The 20,851-nt window shown below is 37.1% G+C and carries 21 protein-coding genes and 1 riboswitch; of the genes, 20 read left to right on the top strand and 1 reads right to left on the bottom strand.

The features are described 5' to 3' along the window. Positions 1-62: 62 nt before the first annotated feature. The 12 genes from NST60_RS06635 (at position 63) to NST60_RS06580 (ending at position 11,904) form a co-directional block, all read left to right on the top strand. Positions 63-1,541, top strand: a complete 1,479-nt coding sequence (locus tag NST60_RS06635) for an NAD(P)H-hydrate dehydratase (RefSeq protein ID WP_169187964.1) — start codon at positions 63-65, stop codon at positions 1,539-1,541. Positions 1,542-1,553: 12 nt separating this feature from the next. Beyond that, the gene (locus NST60_RS06630; protein ID WP_169187965.1) at positions 1,554-2,828 is read left to right on the top strand and encodes a hypothetical protein; all 1,275 of its coding nucleotides are present in this window, start codon (positions 1,554-1,556) and stop codon (positions 2,826-2,828) included. 64 nt (positions 2,829-2,892) lie between these two features. After that, positions 2,893-4,560: a sensor histidine kinase gene (locus NST60_RS06625; RefSeq protein ID WP_205835575.1), complete on the top strand. Its 1,668-nt coding sequence runs from the start codon at positions 2,893-2,895 to the stop codon at positions 4,558-4,560. Then, complete coding sequence (locus NST60_RS06620) at positions 4,557-5,285, top strand: LytR/AlgR family response regulator transcription factor (protein WP_101729605.1); 729 nt, start codon at positions 4,557-4,559, stop codon at positions 5,283-5,285. Before NST60_RS06625 ends, NST60_RS06620 begins: the two co-directional genes overlap by 4 nt. 150 nt (positions 5,286-5,435) lie before the next feature. Beyond that, positions 5,436-6,668: an L-lactate MFS transporter gene (locus tag NST60_RS06615; RefSeq protein WP_169187966.1), complete on the top strand. Its 1,233-nt coding sequence runs from the start codon at positions 5,436-5,438 to the stop codon at positions 6,666-6,668. Between the two features lie 349 nt (positions 6,669-7,017). Beyond that, positions 7,018-7,674, top strand: a complete 657-nt coding sequence (locus tag NST60_RS06610; RefSeq protein ID WP_016202742.1) for a 5-bromo-4-chloroindolyl phosphate hydrolysis family protein — start codon at positions 7,018-7,020, stop codon at positions 7,672-7,674. Then, the gene (locus NST60_RS06605) at positions 7,671-8,807 is read left to right on the top strand and encodes a toxic anion resistance protein (RefSeq protein ID WP_169187967.1); all 1,137 of its coding nucleotides are present in this window, start codon (positions 7,671-7,673) and stop codon (positions 8,805-8,807) included. The genes NST60_RS06610 and NST60_RS06605 overlap by 4 nt, the downstream gene beginning before the upstream one ends. A gap of 278 nt (positions 8,808-9,085) precedes the next feature. Further along, complete coding sequence (locus NST60_RS06600; protein ID WP_169187968.1) at positions 9,086-9,337, top strand: hypothetical protein; 252 nt, start codon at positions 9,086-9,088, stop codon at positions 9,335-9,337. Next, positions 9,330-9,551, top strand: a complete 222-nt coding sequence (locus NST60_RS06595) for a hypothetical protein (protein WP_235678801.1) — start codon at positions 9,330-9,332, stop codon at positions 9,549-9,551. Before NST60_RS06600 ends, NST60_RS06595 begins: the two co-directional genes overlap by 8 nt. Before the next feature lie 126 nt (positions 9,552-9,677). Next, positions 9,678-10,757 carry a hypothetical protein gene (locus NST60_RS06590; RefSeq protein ID WP_235678802.1) on the top strand — a complete coding sequence of 360 codons (1,080 nt, stop codon included), beginning with the start codon at positions 9,678-9,680 and terminating at the stop codon, positions 10,755-10,757. Beyond that, positions 10,733-11,266, top strand: a complete 534-nt coding sequence (locus NST60_RS06585; RefSeq protein ID WP_235678803.1) for a hypothetical protein — start codon at positions 10,733-10,735, stop codon at positions 11,264-11,266. Before NST60_RS06590 ends, NST60_RS06585 begins: the two co-directional genes overlap by 25 nt. A 116-nt stretch (positions 11,267-11,382) precedes the next feature. Then, complete coding sequence (locus NST60_RS06580; protein ID WP_169187969.1) at positions 11,383-11,904, top strand: GNAT family N-acetyltransferase; 522 nt, start codon at positions 11,383-11,385, stop codon at positions 11,902-11,904. 176 nt (positions 11,905-12,080) lie between these two features. Here NST60_RS06580 and NST60_RS06575 read toward each other — a convergent pair whose 3' ends face one another. Next, positions 12,081-12,569 carry a QueT transporter family protein gene (locus NST60_RS06575; RefSeq protein ID WP_169187970.1) on the bottom strand — a complete coding sequence of 163 codons (489 nt, stop codon included), beginning with the start codon at positions 12,567-12,569 and terminating at the stop codon, positions 12,081-12,083. Positions 12,570-12,576: 7 nt separating this feature from the next. Further along, positions 12,577-12,621, bottom strand: a riboswitch (PreQ1 riboswitch). Positions 12,622-12,903: 282 nt separating this feature from the next. Here NST60_RS06575 and NST60_RS06570 point away from each other — a divergent pair. From NST60_RS06570 to NST60_RS06535, 8 genes are all read left to right on the top strand, one after another. Further along, positions 12,904-13,914, top strand: a complete 1,011-nt coding sequence (locus NST60_RS06570) for an efflux RND transporter periplasmic adaptor subunit (protein ID WP_169187971.1) — start codon at positions 12,904-12,906, stop codon at positions 13,912-13,914. Then, positions 13,911-14,612, top strand: coding sequence for an ABC transporter ATP-binding protein (locus NST60_RS06565; RefSeq protein WP_016202746.1), 702 nt, complete (start codon positions 13,911-13,913; stop codon positions 14,610-14,612). Before NST60_RS06570 ends, NST60_RS06565 begins: the two co-directional genes overlap by 4 nt. Next, entirely contained in the window at positions 14,609-15,787 is a 1,179-nt protein-coding gene (locus NST60_RS06560) for an ABC transporter permease (RefSeq protein WP_016202747.1), read from the top strand. The genes NST60_RS06565 and NST60_RS06560 overlap by 4 nt, the downstream gene beginning before the upstream one ends. 110 nt (positions 15,788-15,897) lie before the next feature. Next, positions 15,898-16,587, top strand: a complete 690-nt coding sequence (locus NST60_RS06555; protein WP_169187972.1) for a response regulator transcription factor — start codon at positions 15,898-15,900, stop codon at positions 16,585-16,587. Beyond that, positions 16,526-18,010, top strand: a complete 1,485-nt coding sequence (locus NST60_RS06550; RefSeq protein ID WP_169187973.1) for a HAMP domain-containing sensor histidine kinase — start codon at positions 16,526-16,528, stop codon at positions 18,008-18,010. Before NST60_RS06555 ends, NST60_RS06550 begins: the two co-directional genes overlap by 62 nt. Before the next feature lie 21 nt (positions 18,011-18,031). Beyond that, on the top strand, positions 18,032-18,553 hold the full coding sequence (locus NST60_RS06545) for an acyl-CoA thioesterase (protein WP_016202750.1): 522 nt from the start codon (positions 18,032-18,034) through the stop codon (positions 18,551-18,553). 17 nt (positions 18,554-18,570) lie between these two features. Further along, positions 18,571-18,723, top strand: a complete 153-nt coding sequence (locus NST60_RS06540) for a hypothetical protein (RefSeq protein WP_341098421.1) — start codon at positions 18,571-18,573, stop codon at positions 18,721-18,723. 609 nt (positions 18,724-19,332) lie between these two features. Then, a complete protein-coding gene (locus NST60_RS06535) occupies positions 19,333-20,526 on the top strand; it encodes a branched-chain amino acid ABC transporter substrate-binding protein (RefSeq protein ID WP_169187974.1) in 1,194 nt (397 codons plus the stop codon). Positions 20,527-20,851 lie beyond the last annotated feature (325 nt).

Below are 20,851 nucleotides of genomic sequence, written 5' to 3'. Positions count from 1 at the left end.
TTCTATTTTAGTAAGAAACGCTGTTGTTGCTTAGAAAATATTTTTAGAGAGTGTGAGGATAGATGGAATATTTACTAAATAGCGAGGAAATGAAAAGATGTGATTTAACTACGATTGAAAAGATTGGAATGCCCTCAATGGTTCTCATGGAACGGGCAGCACTTTCCGTAATAGAGGAATTAGCATCTTTTGATTTAACGAAGGTGCTTATTGTATGTGGTTCTGGCAATAACGGAGCAGATGGCTATGCAGTAGCAAGATTGCTCCATTTACAAAAGATAGCGGTAGACATCTTATTTATAGGAAATGAACAGAAACGATCACCGGAAAACAACCAGCAAAAGAAAATAGCAGAGTATTATGGCGTGAAGTCGGTAAAGGATATAGAGATAAATCAATATACAACCATTATAGATGCCTTGTTTGGGATTGGATTGTCACGACCGTTATCAGGAAAGTATGCGGAGGTAATAACCAAAATAAATCAAATGAATGTAGAAGTTCTCTCTGTGGATGTTCCATCTGGTATTTCAGCGGATAACGGAAAAGTGATGGGATGTGGCATAAAAGCGACAAAAACAGTGACGTTCGCGTTTAATAAAGTAGGATTGGTACTCTATCCTGGTGCAGCCTATGCCGGGATGGTAAAGGTTAAAGACATTGGGATAACAGAAGCAGGATTTGAAGAAGAATTTCCAAAAGTATATTCTTATACAATAGAGGATTTAGCTAAAATTCCTAAGCGTAACCCTTATTCGAATAAAGGTACATATGGAAAAATATTAGTAATTGCTGGCTCAAAAAATATGAGTGGAGCTGCTTATTTCTCTGCGAAAGCAGCTTATCGGATGGGAGTCGGCTTAGTAAGAATCGTGACACCAGAGGAGAATCGGCAAATAATCCAAAGCTTGCTACCAGAAGCCATTGTCACAACATATCAAAAAAAGCAGTTAGATGGAGACTGGTTAATGGACGCAATTAATTGGGCGAGTGTGATTGTCATTGGCCCTGGAATGGGTGGATCGGAGGAAGCTCATTATTTGTTAAGCAAGGTACTTTCGATTAGCGAAGTTCCGCTCGTGATCGACGCAGATGCAATAAATATCCTTGCTAAAGAGCCTGGGCTATTACAGCACAATAAGCAAAATATCATTCTTACTCCACATATAGGAGAAATGTCTCGTCTCACCGATAAACCAATTTCCGAGATTGCAGAAAATATAATAGAGGTAGCGGAAAGATTTGCGAAAGAAAAGAAGTTAACTTGTGTATTAAAGGACGCAAGAACAATCGTCACAGAAGGAAACCGCGGCACTTATGTGAATACATCTGGAAATGATGGCATGGCAACGGGAGGTACAGGAGATGTATTAACAGGCGTGATTGCTGGCTTACTTGGACAAGGGCTAAGTGTTGTAGAAGCTGCTCGATTAGGGGTTTATATTCATGGGTTAGCAGGCGATGCAGCAGCAGCCAAAAAGGGGGCATATGGACTGCTGGCAGATGATGTGTGTGAAGCGATTAATGATGTGGTGAAATAGAGGAGGAATAGAATGGATGCACGGCTAAAAGAGCTAGTTGATTTAACCAAAAAACAATGGGGACTAACCGATTATTATTTAGGAAGACATCGTTTGTTTCGACGTCTTATGCTGGCTGGCGAGACGATCTATTTCTTAAATATGGAATGGTTCCCTAATAAATATGCCAATTGGATAGATGAAGAGGAAAATCCAGCTGGTACAGCTTCCATTGATATAAATATACACACGAAAGAGTTCCACTCCGCTATTTTTGTCCAAGGATTGACGTATGCAAAAAACGGTATTGTTTTTCCTAATAAAGATGTGGAAGAGGTAAAGGAGTGGCTTGCTAATTTCACAGGGTTAAAGATAGAGAAAGATTTTATTTGCAAAAAAAGAGCAGAACGAGAGCTATATTTTCAAGAGCAGTGGAATGGAGTGCCCTTATCTCCCTCTGTTTCTATCGAAGTAGAGTTTAATGAAAAGGGAGAGTTAACGTTTTATTCTCAAAATATAAGCGTATTATCGAAAAGGAAAGACTTAGAGGAAGAGTATACGCTATCGTTATCATCACCCATAGAGGCAATAGCAAGAGAGCAGGTCGTTTTAGCAAAATTCCCTCAAGATGATGGTACTATTATCGTCTATGGTGTGGAAGAAACATTTATAAGAAACGATCAAAAAGGCACAGTTCCATTTATACTAGATAAGGGTATTCCCAAAATCGTAAACAAAGAAATAGTGTGGCAGAATACAAAGAGAGATAATTTTGAAAGAAAGTATTTACAGTGGGATGATGAAGTAAGTGTCGAGGATGCCTATTCAAGGGTACCACATCCAGACTCTTTGCCCATAACAGATGAGGAAGTAGAGAAATGTATGCAAGGAATAATCGAATTTTTGCAAATGAAGTATCCACATGAATCAGGTAAATGGATGCTAAAATATTTAAATAGAGAAAACTCCTATTTGCATGCCAATCTTGAGAAAGCTGCTTCCAAAAGCCTTTTTGCAGAAAAAATTCTTATATTCCTTGATAATGAAGGAAATGTAATAAACTACATGGACAAAAAGGACTTATGGGATAAAATCATGGACACAAAGGACGATGAACAAAAAGAGATAAAAGTGAGCAAAGAAGAGGCTTATAATAAACTGAAGCCATATTTTACTTTAACGCCTTACTATGTGTTTGATTCAGGCGATAACAAGTGGGTACTATGCGGAAAATTTGACTGTGATTACTTTGTCGATGTGGAAAGTGGAGAAGTCAGCAGGCTAGAGGATTCTTTTTTGATTTATTAACTAAGTGTGTCACTACTTATAAAAACAAACAGCAAAGACTTTTTAAACACAAGGAGGAAGAAAAATGGACTCTTCCCTAGAATTACAAATGCTCATTCAATTATTTGAACGAGCTGCCCTTTTACTGATAACCTTATTTTTTATGACGAGAGTACCGAAATTTAAAGAAACCTTGCAAAAGGATCATCACTCTCCAACAGAACTAACATTAATCACGCTGATATTTTGTGCTTTCGCCTTATTTGGTACCTATTCTGGAATCCAAGTAGAAGGTTCTATTGTGAATATCCGCACAATTGCGATTATGTCAGGCGGTATCCTCTTTGGTCCATGGGTTGGAATTGTGACTGGAATTGTATCAGGCGTGCATCGTTACTTAATTGATATTGGCGGCGTAACCTCTGTCCCCTGTTTAATTACAAGTATTCTTGCAGGGATAGTATCAGGTTATATACATTATCGAGTGAAAAAGAATAGTCGTTGGATATATGGGATAGTCGCTGGAATGCTATGTGAAATGTTAACTATGATTCTGATTTTACTTATGGCAGACCCCTTCGATTTAGGGGTAGACATTGTGTCAAAAATTGCCTTACCAATGATTTTAGGACAAGGCAGTATCGGGTTAATTGTCTTAATGATTGCTAGTGTAGAAGGAGAAAAGGAAAGAATCGCAGCACAGCAGGCACAGCTAGCCCTTAATATTGCTAATAAAACATTACCTTATTTTCGTTCTATTAATGGCAATTCATTGCGTACGATTTGTACAATTATAAAAGAAGATATCCGGGCGGATGCAGTAGCTATTACCGATACAAAGGATGTTCTTGCCTATGTTGGATTTGGAGAAGAAAAATACAAGATTGGCCAAGAGATTATCAGTGACTTAACGAAGGAAACGGTCCGAAGTGGTAAGATTACAATTCGAAATAATATCGCTGATCACCATACCCCACAGATTCATTGTTTATTGGTCATTCCGCTGGAAGAAAGAGGCGTTGTAACCGGTACTTTGAAAATCTATTACCGAAAAGCCTATACGATTACCTATACATTGCAGACAATGGCAATTGGGTTGGCACAAATTATCTCGACGCTTATGGAAGTATCGAGAGTGGAGCAAATGAAAGAAGAAGCAAATAAGGCGGAACTAAAAGCATTACAAACAAAAATCAATCCTCATTTCTTATTTAATGCGCTAAACGCGATTGCATCGACTACTCGTCGTGATCCAGAAAAAGCTCGAGAATTGATTATTAATTTGTCTGGTTATATGCGTTACAACTTAGAGGTAGGGGAAGAGCTTATTGATATCCAGCTAGCCCTAAAACAAGTAAAAGACTATATTCAAATTGAAAAGGCTCGATTTGGAAATCGACTACAAGTGAACTATGAGATAGATGATACACATATCAAGCTCCCAAGTCTTCTTATTCAACCTTTAGTAGAAAATGCGGTTGTGCACGGAATTTTAAAACGAAAAGGTCCGGGAGTAGTGACAATATCAGTCAAAGATTTAGGAGAAACGGTAAGAGTAAGTGTACGAGACACTGGTGAAGGAATTGCTCAGGATGTGATTAATCGTTTAGCAAAAGATGAAGTATCATCAAAACAAATCGGTTTAACGAATGTCCATCAACGAGTAAAATTAACATATGGAACAGGCTTAGTCATTCGCAGATTAGAGCCAGGGACGGAAGTTTATTTTGATATAACGAAGGAGATAGCATGAAAGCAATTATTGTAGAGGATGAAATACCAGCAAAAGAAGAATTAGAATACTTAATTCAAACACATAGCAATATGGAGATTGTTGCTTCTTTTGAGGACGGCCTAGATGTGCTTAAATTTTTACAAGCAGAAGAAGTCGATGCGATTTTCTTGGATATTAATATTCCTTCTTTAGACGGAATGCTTTTGGCAAGCAATATTAGTAAATTTGCGAAAAAGCCTTATATTATTTTTACGACAGCTTATAAAGAGCATGCAGCACAGGCGTTTGAATTAGAGGCATTCGATTATATTCTGAAGCCGTATGAAGAAAAGCGTATTGCGGCAATGCTTACCAAACTAGAAACGGCTTTTCAAAAAGACACCGGTGGGGCAGAAGAAGTGACAATAGAGGTAAATCGCCGTATTAACTTGCGTAAAAATGAAAATATTATTGTAACAGATGTTAATGATATTTATTATGCAGAGGCAAGCGAAAAAGTAACATTAGTTTATACCAAATCAGAAGAATATATGATGCCAATGAGTATCTCTGATTTTCACAGTAAGTTGCCACAGGATACTTTTTTCCGCTGTCATCGATCTTATACGGTGAACCTCTCGAAAATCCATGAAATTGTGCCATGGTTTAATCATACGTATCTAGTCAGATTAAAGGACATAAAGGCAGAAATCCCTGTTAGTAGAAGTAAAGCAAAAGAGTTTCGACAAATTATGCATCTGTAATTACCATTCATTCCGAATAAAGGGCATTTCATTCTGATACCGGTTTCAAAAGTCTTTCAAGCGGTATAATTTAACTATAAATAGAAAGCATAAGCAACCTTTTATAGTAGAAAATACAGTTTATAAACCGTGTAGAAAGAGGAGATCGGAATGAAAGAACGAAACGGAAATCGCCTTCTTATCGTTATTGGTACAATTATTGTTCAAATGGGGCTAGGGACAATTTATACGTGGAGCTTATTCAATCAGCCCCTCGTTGATAAATTTGGATGGGATTTGAGCGCAACGGCAATCACTTTTTCCATTACCAGCTTTGCCCTAGCATTCGCAACCCTTTTTGCCGGAAAAATTCAAGATAAATTGGGTCTGCGTCGCTTAATTGCCTTTGCTGGGATTATGCTTGGCGGGGGATTAATGTTAACTTCTCAAGTATCATCTTTATCGATGCTTTATCTTATAGCAGGCGTATGTGTTGGTTTTGCAGACGGGACTGCTTATATTACTTCTTTATCAAATTTAATTAAATGGTTCCCTGAGAAGAAAGGTCTAATATCAGGTATTTCTGTAGGAGCGTATGGAACCGGTAGCTTAGTGTTTAAATATATAAATACAAGTTTAATCGCATCTTATGGTGTTTCAACAGCCTTCTTAATTTGGGGAATTATCGCTTTAACGATGGTTGTCGGCGGATCATTCCTTTTAAAAGAAGCACGGGAAGTAGAAACAACTACAACTTCTTTAGCGCCAGAGCAAAAGAATTATACAGTCAAAGAAATGCTAAAAACAAAGCAAGCATATTTACTCTTTGTGATTTTCTTTACTGCATGTATGAGTGGATTATATTTAATCGGAATTGTAAAAGATATTGGTGTTAGCTTAGCAGATTTAGATGTAGCGACAGCTGCCAATGCCGTTGCTTTAGTTGCTATATTCAATACAATCGGACGTATTATACTTGGAGCGTTATCTGATAAAGTAGGTCGAATAAAAGTAGTTTCTGGAACATTAGTCGTAACAGCTGTAGCAGTAACTGTTTTAAATGTAGTTCCATTAAGCTTCCCATTATTCTTTGCTTGTGTAGCAGCAATCGCGTTCTGTTTCGGAGGCGTAATTACCGTATACCCTGCCATCATTGCTGATTTCTTTGGCTTAAAAAATCAAAGCAAAAACTATGGAATAATCTATCAAGGCTTTGGGTTTGGAGCATTAGCCGGCTCTATGATCGCAGCAGTACTCGGAGGATTTCATGCAACCTTTACAGTAATATCTGTTTTATGTGTTATTTCTTTCGTAATTACTTTAATTATAAAGCCGCCATTTATGGAACCAGAACCAAAAGAGAAAAAGCAGCCACAACCTAAATTGGTAAATCGTCTTGGATAAGTGAAAATGAAAGAGCCCGCAAATGTTAAAACTAATTTTACATTTGCGGAGCTTTTTTTTTTTACGTTTTCCACATTCAACCAAATAAAAGAGAAAACATGAAACATGTGCTTAGATTTGATAGAATAAAAGGATCAAATCATTTTTTTATGCTTTTCCACATACACATAATTTAAAGGAAACACAACAAAATACGTCTTTAGTCGTAGACAATATTCCATTTAAAGTCTATAGCAAGAAATAGCTTGCTTACGTTAAAATAGAATTAAATAAAATGTGAATTTTTGAAACAAATGATGAAATGAAACGTATAAAAAATAAAGGAATACGAAGGCAGGAGTCGATTATAGTGAACTCATTTTTAATGTTTTTAGTCCGAACAGGCATTTCTTTTCCTGTAGGTGCTTTAACATGGCTAATCAGTTATGTGGCGTTTGACCAATATTTCATCCTTTCCGTTGTATATGGAGTCGTGGCAACTGGTGTTTCCTATGTTATCTCAGACGGAGTAATCAAACATCAATTAATAGCAAGGCAAGGATTATCAAGGAAAGAATATAAATTTATTCAAACACAATTGAAGGAAGCGAATGAGAAAATTGGTCGGTTAAACCGACATGTATTTTCCATCCGTCATTTTCCGTCTTTTAAACAAAGAATAGATTTAATGCGTGTAACAAAGAAAATTTATCGATTAACGAAGGAAGAACCACGCCGTTTTTATAAAGCGGAAAAATTCTATTATTCTCACTTAGATTCATTAGTGGAAATTGCGGAGAAATATGCGCTATTATCAGCACAGCCCAAAAAGAACCGAGCACTGCAGGCAACGTTAAATGATACGAGAAGAACATTGGAGCAACTTTCAAGAACGCTAGAAGACGATCTTCATGAAATACTGTCAGATGATATTGATGATTTACATTTTGAGTTAGATGTCGTAAAGCATACTTCTTATAAGGAGAAAGACACGGAGTTGTTAGATGAAAGCAGGCGACCTAAATGACAGATGGACGGCAAAAGAACATAATTACAGATGATTATTTCTCTGATCCTTTAGGAGAAAGCAATAATTTGTTCGTTCAAAAAGGCGAAACAGCAGAAACTGTTCGCCTTATTGATGTTTTATCACCTGAAAATCAAAAACGGGCATATGAACTTGCGAACAAACTTGATCCAACCAATCACCGATCAATGATTGCTTACGGGGCAGAAGCCCAGAAGAAATTGCTGTCCTTCTCTCATATGATGATTGAGCACGTACAGCGAAAAGATGTTGGAGAAGTCGGTAATATTGTTGGTGAATTAATGGAGAAGCTAAATGAAATAAATCCAGATGATTTACGTGTCAAAAAGAAAGGATTTTTTCGAAGACTATTTAGCAAGCCTTCAAAAAGTGTCCATGAAGTCCTTTCTAATTACCAGAAGGCTAGCGCTCAAATCGATCGCATGAGTGTGCGTCTCGAGCGCAGTAAAAATGTACTGACTGCAGACATTCATTTACTAGAACAACTGTATGAAAACAACAAAAATTATTTTCAAGATCTGAACATATATATTGCAGCAGCGGAAATGAAATATGAGGAAATGACGGTAAGGCTTATTCCGGAACAAAAAAAGCTGGCAGAGGAATCCGGTGACCGAATGAAACTGCAAGAGGTAAATGATATAATTCATTTCGCTGAATTACTCGAAAAACGGATTTATGATTTAAAAGTAAGCAGAGAAATTACAATACAAACAGCTCCACAAATTCGACTGATTCAGCATACAAATCGCACGGTCATTGATAAAATTCAGTCATCCATCATGACATCGATTCCATTGTGGCGAAATCAAGTTTCTATTGCTTTAACTTTATTAAGACAACGTCATGCAATTGAATCGCAAACAAAAATGAGTGCAAATAGGCTTGAGACCAATGTGCAGGAGATGGCAAAAATCGCAAATGAAAATCGTCCAGCAATGTTGGAAATAGAATCATTAAAAGAAACCCAGCATAAATTGATGAGTTCATTAGAAGAGACGTTACATATGCAAGAAGAAGGAAAGCAAAAACGAAATCAGGCAGAACAAGAAATCGTTCAAAGAGAAGGTAATTTAAAACAAGCATTAAATACGGCAAACGATAGGTATTAAAAAAGGCTGATAAAATGTCTAACGGGTTCGGTATTAAGGTAGAAAAATTAAATATGTAATATAATTAGGACTCTAATTCATATATGAATTGGAGTTCTTTTATTTGTTTATATATAGGCATTTTACTAAGTTTATAATCTAAATTCGTATAAAAATTAGCATATAAATTGGTAGAAGTCTTCTGACCAGCAGACAGTCTCCAATTACTGTGTTAAAATGTGTGCTAATTGGACATACTAATTGTATGAACAATTTTAGAATACGGAGGACGATAAGAATTGAAGTTTATAAAGCCTAAAAACAACAAAGCAGAAAACGTAGATTGGCTTATATCCGAACGAGTGCGAGCTATCGTCAAGACCTACGCAGAATATACGGAGTATAGTGAAAGCGAAGTCGTTGATATGTTGCTGCTCAATATTTTAGATGATAAAGATTTTATAAAATGGATTGAAAACAGACGTAATAATCGGCGGATTGTGAAGCAATTGGAAATTGAGGATTTAGTGGAGACTGATAAAATTGTCTAAATTAAAACGATTGGCGACCAAAGAAGATAATCTAGTTTTTATTCCTTCCCCTGTTTCTTCAGAAGAAATATCGGAAAGAGCTAAAGATTATAATGTTTTGACTCCAAAGCAGTTCGGAACAAAACACAAAGATTTGTTGTTTATGCCGATTGATTTCAATGGAAAAACCCATCAAATCCAATATAACTATTGCTCCAACCCTTATTGTAAATAGCACGGACTTCCACAAGAAAAATTCCCAACTAAAGGGAAACCGAGCCGATACAAATTATCGGGTTCTGGTACGGATAAAACCATTCATTGCAATCCCGACCCCATTAATTCAAACAAGTTAGCCACATTGGGGTGCCGTACAGTTACTCTATCCAATTGGTCAATTTCTCAAGAAATCGAACGGTTAATCCAAATCAACAGTGTTCAAGATTTGGAGCCTGATTATCAGTTTCATAAGGAAGGATGCAATTCCGAATGCTCTACCCCATTCAATGAACCGAAAAGATTTTATAAACAAGGGAAAAGCACAGGTAAATCGCAACGATGGCAGTGCAAATCGTGCAAGAAGTTCACCAATGTCTTGCCGAGCGGCAGAAAGTCCATCACTTATCACCAACAAAGAAGTGATGTTCTGCCACTGTTTACGAAACTGTTATTAAGCCGTGTTCCAATTACAAGAGCTTGTGAAATCTTGGAGATTGGGCGTGGGACATATTATAACAAATTAGAATTTGTTTATCGGAGATGTTTGGAGTTTTTGGAACGACACGAGACCAAACCACTTCAAGCGATGCACTTTAAAGAAATGTGGTTAAACACTGATAAGATGACCTATTTCCTTAACAATGTTCGCAAAAAAGGAATGGGCGGCAGCGAATATGATGATGTGGAGGAAAGCCAGTTTCCAACCAGTGTCGTGGTTACTGCCGATGTCTTTTCAAGATATGTGTTCCGCAGTGATGTGGCATATGATTGGGATATTTCGTTGGGGGATATTGCTCTTGATACCGTTCTTATGAAAGAGGACCATTTAAATGAATTTGCCAAGAAACACGCTCGTACTCCAAAGTATTCCCATTACCCAATGTCGCCATCAAAAAATGATACACAAACAGAAGTTGAGTATCGGAAGGATTTAGAGAAGATTGAACGCAGGGCGAGATATATGGATGGATTGCACGTCAATTCGACTTATACAACGATTGCTCATTTCTGGCTTATCAAACAACTTATAAAGGCTTCTGAATGGCGTTTCGTGACCGATGAAGACAATTCTTTGATGACTTCCCTTTTTGAGTATTCGCCAATGAATTCCGCTTGTCGGATGCCCATCACTTTCTCTGCCAAACGGATAAAACGAAATCGAGAAAACAAGCCCGTGAGGAGTTTGTTCAAGCGAGGGTGGATTTGGTTAATTGGGGAATAAATTCTGGGTATGATACAAAGTCTCTGAGGAAATTAGCGTTCCTGAAACTAGAGGAACTACTCCACACCCATCAATTCCATAAAGAAATTAACACGGGGGTTTCCAGCCATTTTGAATATGCGGACAATCCAATTGAGCATCCTTTAGCGACTATTGACAGAGGATTTAGATGGGTAGATTGCACAACCAATCTGTCATCAATTGAACCAAAAGATATTGCTAATCTTATTCTGGAAGTTAATGATAATGCGACCAACACCTTTATCCAACACATTCGAAGGAGATTATCCATCTTAGAAAGACCATTGACCACTGCCCGTGGCGATGGCAAAAGTTATATCTATTCCAATTTCAATCCTAAGTATGCTCAAATGGCTCTTACCATCCTTCGAACATATTACAATTTTTGCTTTGCTTATAAAACAAAGGATAGAATTGGCACTCCTGCACAAAGGTTAGGAATTGCAGAAAAAGAATTTAATATTAAGGATATAATCTATATGCAGTAGATGGAGATAAATTCTTCAGATTTCTTCCCTAATTTCATAATTAACTGTTAAGATTAATTGAACATTCTGTAAAAAGCGATATGAAATAATAAACATTAAAACGGGGGTTTGAAAGTATGCATATTAGGGAAGCAAAATTGTCAGATGCCGAAGCAATAGCGAGAGTGTATGTTGATAGTTGGAAGAGCACATATAAAAACATAATTCCAGACTCTTTCTTAGAAAGAATGACTTACGAAAAAAGAATACCACAGTGGATTAATAACATATCAAGAGCTGACAATTATGTTTATGTTGCAGAAACTAACGATGGTGAAATAGTTGGAGTTGCCGATGGAGGAAAAAGGGAAACAAATCAATTCGAGAATTCGGGAGATTTAACCTCTATATATATCAGTGAGGAATATCAAGGACAAGGAATAGGAAAAAAATTGGTCGAGAGATTATTCTCAAAGTTAAAGGAGTTAGGGTACCAAAGGATATTTGTAGAAGTATTAGATGACAATAAATCAAAATTCTTCTATGAAAAATTGGGTGCAGAATTTTACGAATTAACAACAACGGAAGTCCAAGGAAAAGAATTGAGTTTGGTGATTTATGAATGGAAAGATGTAAATTTGGTACTAATCCCAAGTTGATAATTGAGTGACATATAAAGTAAAAAGCAATGGAAAACTAATTCCATTGCTTTTTTTATTGTTAATTTAATGCTAATACCGATACTAAAATTAATGCTAAATGGGGTTCTAATTGGAATTTTCTACTTCAAAACCGAACCCGTTAGAAAATGTCAGCCCTTTTTTAATACCTTTATTTAATCTATTAACTTTGCAAAAGGAATCCGCTTATTTAAGTAATGCATAATAGGTATCCCGATGGCCATAACGACAAATTCACCAATCGCAGTTGTTGCCCAAGTAATGAAGAATGGGAATCCAAGTGCAAGATGTAATTGATACGCAATAATAAACATATTAAAAGTAAACACAAGTGTATTGATCATCATCAACAGAAGATGACTTTTAACAAACTTGCTTATTCCAATTGTAATTAACAAACAAATAATCGAATGAGCAACACCAAAAGTTAAATCATATAGCTTAATGGTGGAAAGGAATAAGTTTGCTAGAAACACGCCAACTACAATTCCATAAATATATTTTTTGTTAAATACAACAAGATGATTAAATAATTCCGAAATACGGTATTGGATGCTGCCAAAGGCAATAGGGGCAATCGCAACAGTAAAGGCAATATACAATGCAGCCACCAAGCCATTCACAGCAAGTGTTTTTGTTTTCATTGTTTTCTCTCCCTTAGTTTTTTTACGTGGGATGGTCTCGAACCACGTTAGACATAACTTTCACACAGTGAATAATCATATAATAGTTAGCCTATGTTCGTCAATGGAATTTTATCCCGCTGTTTGAGTATACTTGGGACTATCATATTTTAATGAAAGGAATTTGCAACAGAGAATCGCTATAGATATCTAAAGTCAAACAAAAAAATAAAAAACTTTTCCGCTGACTTCTTCCTGACACATTCCTTTTTTATTCTATTACTTGTAAGCAGCAAGACAATCATGCGAATAAGTTAATTCATATAAATAGAATAGAAAGAGGTTGAAGCAAAAGATGAAGAAAAGTTTAAAGAAGTGGATTATTAGTGGAGTATCAGTTTTAGTAATAGGAACAGGAATCGGATCTTATTATTATTTTACAAATGATAATCAACCGGAAGTAAGAGCGCAGGTTAGAACGCAAACAGCGACTGCTGAAACTGGGGATGTAGAAATTGAAGTAAGTGGTACTGGAAGCATTGCAACCATTAATAAAGAAACCTTTACTTCTGAAGGAAATGCAACGGTAGATGAAGTATTAGTCGAGGTTGGCGATGAGGTGGAAGAAGGCGATGAGCTAGTAACGTTCGAGGATGATACGCTGGACCCAATCGTAGCATCTTTTTCTGGTGAAATCACTGCTCTAAATGTAGAGGAAGATGGAAATGTATCAATGGGAACAGAAGTCGTGACTGTTACTGATTATGATAATTTAGAAATGGTAGTGAACGTAGATGAACTTGATATTTCTAAAGTAAAGGTCGGACAAGCTGCAAATATAAAAGTTAGTGCACTTGAAGATAAAGAATTTACTGGCAAAGTTACAAGTGTTGCAAAAGAAGCGAACAGTGATAGTAATAGTGTTGCTAAGTATGCAGTAACAGTCAAAATAAGCAAGCCTAGCGGATTATTGGTTGGCATGACAGCTGAAGCCACTATCACAACTGATAAAGCTGAGGACGTTGTGACCGTTCCAGTCGAAGCAGTACAGAAGGAAGATGATCAATATTATGTTTTAGTGGCAACTGGAACAGCAGCGAATGAAGAAGGCACAACAGAAACAGCATCTACAAAACAAACCGTTGAAGTAGGATTGCAAAATACAGAAGTTGCAGAAATTAAAAGTGGTTTAGAGGAAGGTACAACAGTAGTACTTCCAACATTTGAATCATCGAGTGATAGTGAGACGCAAGGTATGTTCCCTGGTGGAGGACAAATGCCAAGTGGTGAAGGAAGAGGCCAGATGCCAGGAGGAGGCCAAGGTGGCGGAATGCCTTCCGGTGGATTTGGAGGTAGAAATGAATGATAGAACAACATGCAATTGTAGAAATAAAGAATGTGAAAAAGGAATATACTCTTGGAGGAGAAACGGTTACGGCATTGGATAATGTAAGCTTTACCGTCAATAAAGGTGATTTTATTGCCATTATTGGTCCATCAGGATCTGGTAAATCGACGTTAATGAATATGATCGGTTGCTTAGATACACCTGACTCTGGAGAATATTATTTGGATGGGCAAAATGTATTTTCTTTAAAAAGTAAGCAATTAGCAGAAGTTAGAAATCATAAAATAGGTTTTATTTTTCAATCCTTTAACCTTCTAACTAAGCAGTCTGCCTTTGAAAATGTGGAATTACCCTTGGTTTATAGAGGGATCGGAAGTAAGGAAAGAAAGGAAATTGCTTTACAAGCTTTGAAAAAAGTAGGGTTATTAGAGAGAGCGGAGCATAAGCCAACAGAATTATCTGGTGGACAGCAACAGCGCGTAGCGATTGCTCGTGCTCTTGCTGGCAATCCTCCAATCCTGCTTGCCGATGAGCCGACTGGAGCTTTAGACAGTAAAACAGGGATAGAAGTGATGAATTTGATGAAAGACCTAAATAGTCAAGGACATACGATTATATTGATAACCCATGATTTAGAAATCGCTAAACAGGCTAAGCGCATCATTCGCATTCAGGATGGTCGATTAGCGGAGACAAAGGAGGTAGTTGTCTCTTGAAATTAGGACAAGCAATCAAGATAGCCTTTAAAAATATTACGATGAACAAATTAAGAGCGGTGCTTACCATGCTTGGTATCATCATTGGTGTAGCAGCGGTCATTGCATTAACTTCATTAGGAATGGGAGCATCTAATTCCGTTTCAGATGAAATTGCTGGGTTAGGAACAACTACTGTTTCTGTAAACCTTTCGGGGAACTCGAGTGAGGAAGAGGTTGTCGATTATGATGAGCTGATGGCATTTGCGGAATATGACGAAGTAAAGGCAGTTTCGCCAACAGTGACGACTTCTAGTACGCTCAAAAATGGAACGACATCAAGCTCTGGAGTTACTGTTACAGGCGTTACTACTTCTTATGAAGAGGTACAGGATATTACTTTACAGTCCGGAAGAAATGTAATGGACATTGACTTGGATAATCGCAATAAAGTAGTCGTGCTAGGCTATAATGTAGCAACAGAATTATTCGGATTCACAACTCCAGTCGATAAAACCGTTCAAATTGATGGAACAACGTTTAAAGTAATCGGGGTACTCGCCGAAAAAGGAGAAGAATTAACTGGATCTGTCGATGATTCCGTCCTTATCCCATTTACAACAGCCCAACGTTTTATTGGTCAAACTTATGTAACCTCAGCAACTGTCCTTATGACAGATGAGGATTCAGTGGAAATGGGAATGGCAAAAATGAAGCAGAAGCTATACAATCAGTTTGATGGGGATGAAACTTCATATTCTGTACGAAATCAATCTTCTGTGACAGAGGCACTAGATTCTGTTTCGAACACAATGACTTTATTATTAGCAGGCATTGCAAGTATTTCCTTAATCGTTGGTGGAATCGGAATTATGAATATAATGCTCGTTTCGGTTACAGAAAGAACAAGAGAAATTGGCATTAGAAAAGCAATTGGTGCTAGAAAAAAAGATATTATGCTCCAATTTTTAATTGAAGCAATTGTACTTAGTGCATTAGGTGGAATTTTAGGGGCTGCTATTGGCATAGGAAGTGCGGAAATATTGTCCACAACATTAGATATGACTTCCCAAATTACATGGTGGGTTGTTGGCGGTTCCGTTAGTTTCTCTGTATTAATTGGTATTATCTTTGGAATTTTCCCAGCTAACAAGGCATCTAATTTAAGTCCACTGGAAGCTTTAAGATATCAATAAGAGGAATAGATCAGCTATCTGTCAGCAGATAAAGGCTGATCTATTTTTTATCCTGACAATTATCGGTATAATTGATTTCATTAGTAAAAAATAAAGCATGAGGAAAAAAGATGAAAAAAATTCTAATTGTTGAAGATGAACTGGCAATTTCGATGGTTTTAGGAGCATATATAGAAAATGCGGGATACGATGTAGATTACGCTTATAATGGAGAAGAGGCTTTACAAAAGCTAGAGGAAGAAACACCTGCTCTTATTTTATTAGATATCATGATGCCATATGTAGACGGCTGGAGTGTTCTTTCGTTTATTCGGAAGAAATCGGCATGTCCTGTTATTATGCTTACGGCCTTATCAGATACAGAGCAAAAGCTAAAAGGATTCGAAAATGGAGCCGATGACTATATTACAAAGCCGTTTATAGGGGAGGAAGTTATTGCACGTGTCCAAGCTGTTTTAAGAAGATCGCCTACCTATCAAGAGGATGAGCGTATGAAATACTATGGAGATTTAAAAATAAATTATGTCTCCCATCAAGTTTTTCTAAATGGTATTGAGGTTCCCTTTACTCCCCGAGATCTTTCTGTCTTTCTTTTTCTAGCAAGCAATCCAAATCAAACCTTTACAAGGGATCAGCTTCTAGATCATGTGTGGGGAAGTGACTATGATGGGAGTGATCGAGCGGTTGACTTAGCAATTAAAAGGATAAGGAAATTATTAAATGGGTGGGATCCAAAAGATGGCGAAATTAAAACGTTACGCGGACTGGGCTATCAATTTTATATTCAAGAAAAACAATAAGGAAAAAACACCTCTCCTTTATTATTGGACGAAAAGATATTTACTAACATTGTGTGGTGGCCTATTGATTATTGGCATTATCTCCATTCTATGGATTCGCCATAATGCTTTGGAAAACCGCTTAGAATTAACGAAATTAGTTGCCCAGGAAATAGCAGAGCACGCCAATGAAATGGAAGAAGGAAGGCTGAAGGATATTCGACTTCCATTTTTGCAGGATAGACAGAAATTTATTAATGAAGGACAGCCGCTAGATGTTTTTCTTAAAGATACAACAGGAAATATCCGCTCGCTGAATCAAAATTTTTCTCCAGATGCACTTGCAAAACAACAGGTAATTGAAGCATTACCTTTAGTGAGTGAATTAAGCATAAAAAAGGTGACTTTATGGAATAAGCAAAAAGCTTCTATCGTGATTGCTCCTATTATAAATGGTGGGGTTCAAACAGGCTCTGTCTATATTATTCAGCCGCATAATCAGCTTCAGCATTTAAATAAAGAGGAATATCAATTACTAGGATTATTGCTTCTTAGTTTAGCGCTTCTAGGCTGGTTTGTCATTTACTCTTTGTCTAAAAAGATGGCAAAGCCGGTGGAAGAAGTGGCGAACGCTGCCCAACAGCTAATGAATGGAAACTATCATATTACGTTAAATGAAGATGTGCAGGAAAAAGAGCTTTATCAATTGGTTCTATCTTTTAACGAAATGACAAAGAGATTATATGCATTGGAGAGCTTGCGAACACAGTTGTTAGCAGGAGTTACCCATGAGTTAAAAACGCCAATAACTTCTATTAGTGCATTAATACAAGCTGTGAATGATAATGTCATTCCTGAAAATAAGAAAAAACAATTTTTAACGATGAGTTTAAAGGAAGCAGGTCGACTGCAAAGCATGGTGGAGGATTTACTAGATTTTAATAGCTTTAGTGCGGGTTCAATTAAAGTGAATAAGGAAAAGCTGAATGTGCAGGCTACTTTAAAAGAAATAATCTATCAATGGGAAATTGTTCATGCCGATGCTTTAACTACTACGGAGCTTATTTTTGTAAATCCAGAGAAACCAGTATATGCGATGCTTGATAGTGTTCGTTTTCAGCAAATTCTCGTGAATTTATTAAATAATGGGCTTCATGCAATCAAAGGTAAGCAAGACGGGAAAATAACCATTCATTTAACATATGACAATCATAATATTATGATTTTAGTAGAAGATAATGGCTATGGAATAGCACAAGAAGAACAAGCTTATATTTTTGAGCGGTTCTATCGAGGAAAAAACAAAAAAGATATCGAGCGTGGTCTTGGCTTAGGATTGCCATATAGCTTGCTCTTAGCAAAAGCGCAACAAGGAAATTTATCTTTACAAAAATCAGACGGTTCCTCTACAATATTTTTATTACAATTTCCATTACTTGCTTAAAAAGAAGGGGGCTGTTCGGAGATGACGGTTCAAGAAGAAAAATACTGCAGGGAATCATTAGTAGTAAAAACAAGCCGAATATTCCCAATTGATACAAATAACCATAATTCCTTATTTGGTGGGAAGTTGATGAGCTATATAGATGATGTAGCTTCTATTTCTGCCTCAAGACATTCAAGAAGCGATGTAGTTACCGCATCAACGGATTCCGTTGATTTTCTATTTCCGATTCGTCCGACCGATTCGGTCTGTTTAGAATCATATGTAACTCATACAGGTAAATCATCAATGGAAGTATTTGTGAAGGTTATAGCAGAGAATCTTAAAACAGGCGAAAGAAAGCTCGCTGCCACATCATTTTTAACCTTTGTTGCCTTAGATGAAAATGGCAAACCAAAGCAAGTTGCCAAAGTGATACCCCAGTCTGAGGAAGAGACCATGCTTTATAATACAGCGGAGCAACGCGTAAAAATCCGCAAAGATAGAAGAGAGCATAGTAAAGCATTTGCAAGTGTAATTAGTACGGACATGCCTTGGGGATAAGTTGACCTGGTATTGGATTGGCTGATATCGGTGTTGGATTGGCTGATATCGGTGTTGGATTGGCTGATATCGGTGTTGGATTGGCTGATATCGGTGTTGGTTTGGCTGATATCGGTGTTGGTTTGGCTGATAAAGTGCCGGCTTGGCTGATAAAGTGCTGGTTTGGCTGATAAAGTGCCGGCTTGGCTGATAAAGTGCTGGTTTGGCTGATAAAGTGCCGGTTTGGCTGATAAAGTGCTGAGTTTGGCTGATAAGGTGCCGAGTTTGGCTGATATCAATGCAAGATTGGCTGATATCAGCTAGATTCATATCATAACCAATTAATTTTAAGCTCTGATTCCCTTAATCTTAAATATAAATACTAGAATATCGCTAATAAAACTATAAAACAGTCAATTTAGCATCAAAACTATTCACTTTCCACCCCTACAAAGCGACTTCCTCCACTTAAAACCCCCGCATTTTGCATAATCTACTTATTATCTTTTCTCTCAGCCGACCCTATAACTCTATCTTCATCCCTCTTACCATTTATAAACTTACCACCACAACAATATGTCGAATAAATAGAAGAAACGTTGCTATTATTGCAAATCATTTCGAAGTACGAAGAAAAATGTCAGAATATATTAACTTTTTAGAAAATATACTGTCAGGTTTTCTGACAGTATAAAAGACACTTGTCTAGAAGAGGATTATAATCCATACATGGAATAGGAGCAATTGGGAAAATATCCCGTAGCTTCATAGATAAAAAGACAATTATAGGGGGGTATACGATGTTATCCAAAAAAGCACTTTCTTTAGCTATGACAGCAACATTAGCACTAGGATTTATGAGTGGCTGTATTTCAAATGCAAATTCTGATGAAGGCGGTTCTGGGGACAAAAAGGTAATTAAAATTGTCACGCAATCACCACTTTCTGGAGGCAGCGCAACACTTGGTGAAGCAATTAAATTAGGAGCACAATTAGCTATCGATCAACAAAAGGATAAGTTTGCTGAATTAGGATTTGAAATTAAATTAGATGCACAAGATGATCAGGGCGATCCGAAAAAAGGGGTAGCGAATGCAAATTTAGTTGTTGCAGATCAATCTGTACTAGGAGTAGTGGGACACTTAAATTCAGGTGTTTCTATCCCAGCATCTGAAGTATATGAGAAAAATAATCTTGTCAGTGTATCTCCTGCTAGTACGGCAACAGACTATACGGATCGCGGTTTAAAAACAGTTAGCCGTGTTGTTGCTCGCGATGACTTCCAAGGTCCTGCAGGTGCACAATATGCAGTGGAGACATTAGGAGCGAAGAAAATTTTCGTTGTCCAAGATAAAACGGCGTATGGTTCAGGTCTAGCAGATGCATTTAGAGCTGCGGCAGAAGAATTAGGAGCAGAAATTGTTGGATATGAAGGAATTACCGTTGGTGAAAAAGACTTTAACGGTGTTTTAAACCAAGTATCTTCTAAAAAACCTGACTTAATCTATTTCGGTGGTCTTTATGCAGAAGGTGGAATTTTAGTAAAACAAGCTCGTGAAAAAGGACTAGATATCCCATTCATGGGTGGAGATGGTTTAGACTCGTCCACTTTTGTTGAAATTGCAGGAGATGCTGTTAAAAATACCTTCCTTACTTCCGTTGCCGGAGACACAACGCTATCAGAAGAAGGAACGAAATTCGCTGAAGATTATAAAGCAGCTTTCGGAAAAAGTATAGAATCATATTCTGCATATGCATACGATTCCGCAGCAGTATTGCTAGCTGGTATTGAAAAAGCAATCAAAGATAATGATAATAAATTACCATCACGTGAAGATGTAACAAAAGCTGTACGTGAAACACAAGACTACAAAGGGGTAGTGACAGAAGTTGGATTTGATGAGAAAGGCGACAATAAATTCGCAAAAATCTTTATCTACAAATTTGACGAAGCCAAATACCCAGCTACATTAGATGGAGAAATCAGCCAATAAGCAAGTAAATAAAAAGGGTATGGATCAACCCGTACCCTTTTTATTTTTTAAAAGCCTTCCATATTAAAGTAGGTTACCAAATCAAAGATAAATTATTTTTACAGTAGATAGATAATAGTCGGTAAAAAAGCAGATTCCTTTTGTAAAGTTTGTTGTTTTTTGCATAAATGGAGTGAGTTGATTGGAACGGAGGGCATTGACTCCTGCGGGAAGAAGGGGAAAGGCAGAGACCCCACAGGCAAAGACGAGGTGGCTCAGCTTCCTCCCCGCGGAAAGCAATTGCCTATAGTGGAAATCAACGGACCTCATTTAAAATCCTAAACTA

The sequence above is a fragment of the Niallia sp. FSL W8-1348 genome (assembly GCF_038006745.1).
In the GTDB taxonomy this organism is placed as follows: Bacteria; Bacillota; Bacilli; order Bacillales; family Cytobacillaceae; genus Niallia; species Niallia alba.
This window is presented reverse-complemented; position numbering and strand designations above follow the sequence as displayed.

What these genes read in the sequence shown, in the direction of transcription:
- NST60_RS06580 (WP_169187969.1), top strand. Translation starts at nt 11,383, where the DNA reads ATGCATATTAGGGAAGCAAAATTGTCAGATGCCGAAGCAATAGCGAGA.
- NST60_RS06615 (WP_169187966.1), top strand. Translation starts at nt 5,436, where the DNA reads ATGAAAGAACGAAACGGAAATCGCCTTCTTATCGTTATTGGTACAATT.
- NST60_RS06550 (WP_169187973.1), top strand. Translation starts at nt 16,526, where the DNA reads ATGGCGAAATTAAAACGTTACGCGGACTGGGCTATCAATTTTATATTC.
- NST60_RS06535 (WP_169187974.1), top strand. Translation starts at nt 19,333, where the DNA reads ATGTTATCCAAAAAAGCACTTTCTTTAGCTATGACAGCAACATTAGCA.
- NST60_RS06565 (WP_016202746.1), top strand. Translation starts at nt 13,911, where the DNA reads ATGATAGAACAACATGCAATTGTAGAAATAAAGAATGTGAAAAAGGAA.
- NST60_RS06630 (WP_169187965.1), top strand. Translation starts at nt 1,554, where the DNA reads ATGGATGCACGGCTAAAAGAGCTAGTTGATTTAACCAAAAAACAATGG.
- NST60_RS06575 (WP_169187970.1), bottom strand. Translation starts at nt 12,569, where the DNA reads ATGAAAACAAAAACACTTGCTGTGAATGGCTTGGTGGCTGCATTGTAT.
- NST60_RS06555 (WP_169187972.1), top strand. Translation starts at nt 15,898, where the DNA reads ATGAAAAAAATTCTAATTGTTGAAGATGAACTGGCAATTTCGATGGTT.
- NST60_RS06625 (WP_205835575.1), top strand. Translation starts at nt 2,893, where the DNA reads ATGGACTCTTCCCTAGAATTACAAATGCTCATTCAATTATTTGAACGA.
- NST60_RS06620 (WP_101729605.1), top strand. Translation starts at nt 4,557, where the DNA reads ATGAAAGCAATTATTGTAGAGGATGAAATACCAGCAAAAGAAGAATTA.
- NST60_RS06570 (WP_169187971.1), top strand. Translation starts at nt 12,904, where the DNA reads ATGAAGAAAAGTTTAAAGAAGTGGATTATTAGTGGAGTATCAGTTTTA.
- NST60_RS06545 (WP_016202750.1), top strand. Translation starts at nt 18,032, where the DNA reads ATGACGGTTCAAGAAGAAAAATACTGCAGGGAATCATTAGTAGTAAAA.
- NST60_RS06635 (WP_169187964.1), top strand. Translation starts at nt 63, where the DNA reads ATGGAATATTTACTAAATAGCGAGGAAATGAAAAGATGTGATTTAACT.
- NST60_RS06605 (WP_169187967.1), top strand. Translation starts at nt 7,671, where the DNA reads ATGACAGATGGACGGCAAAAGAACATAATTACAGATGATTATTTCTCT.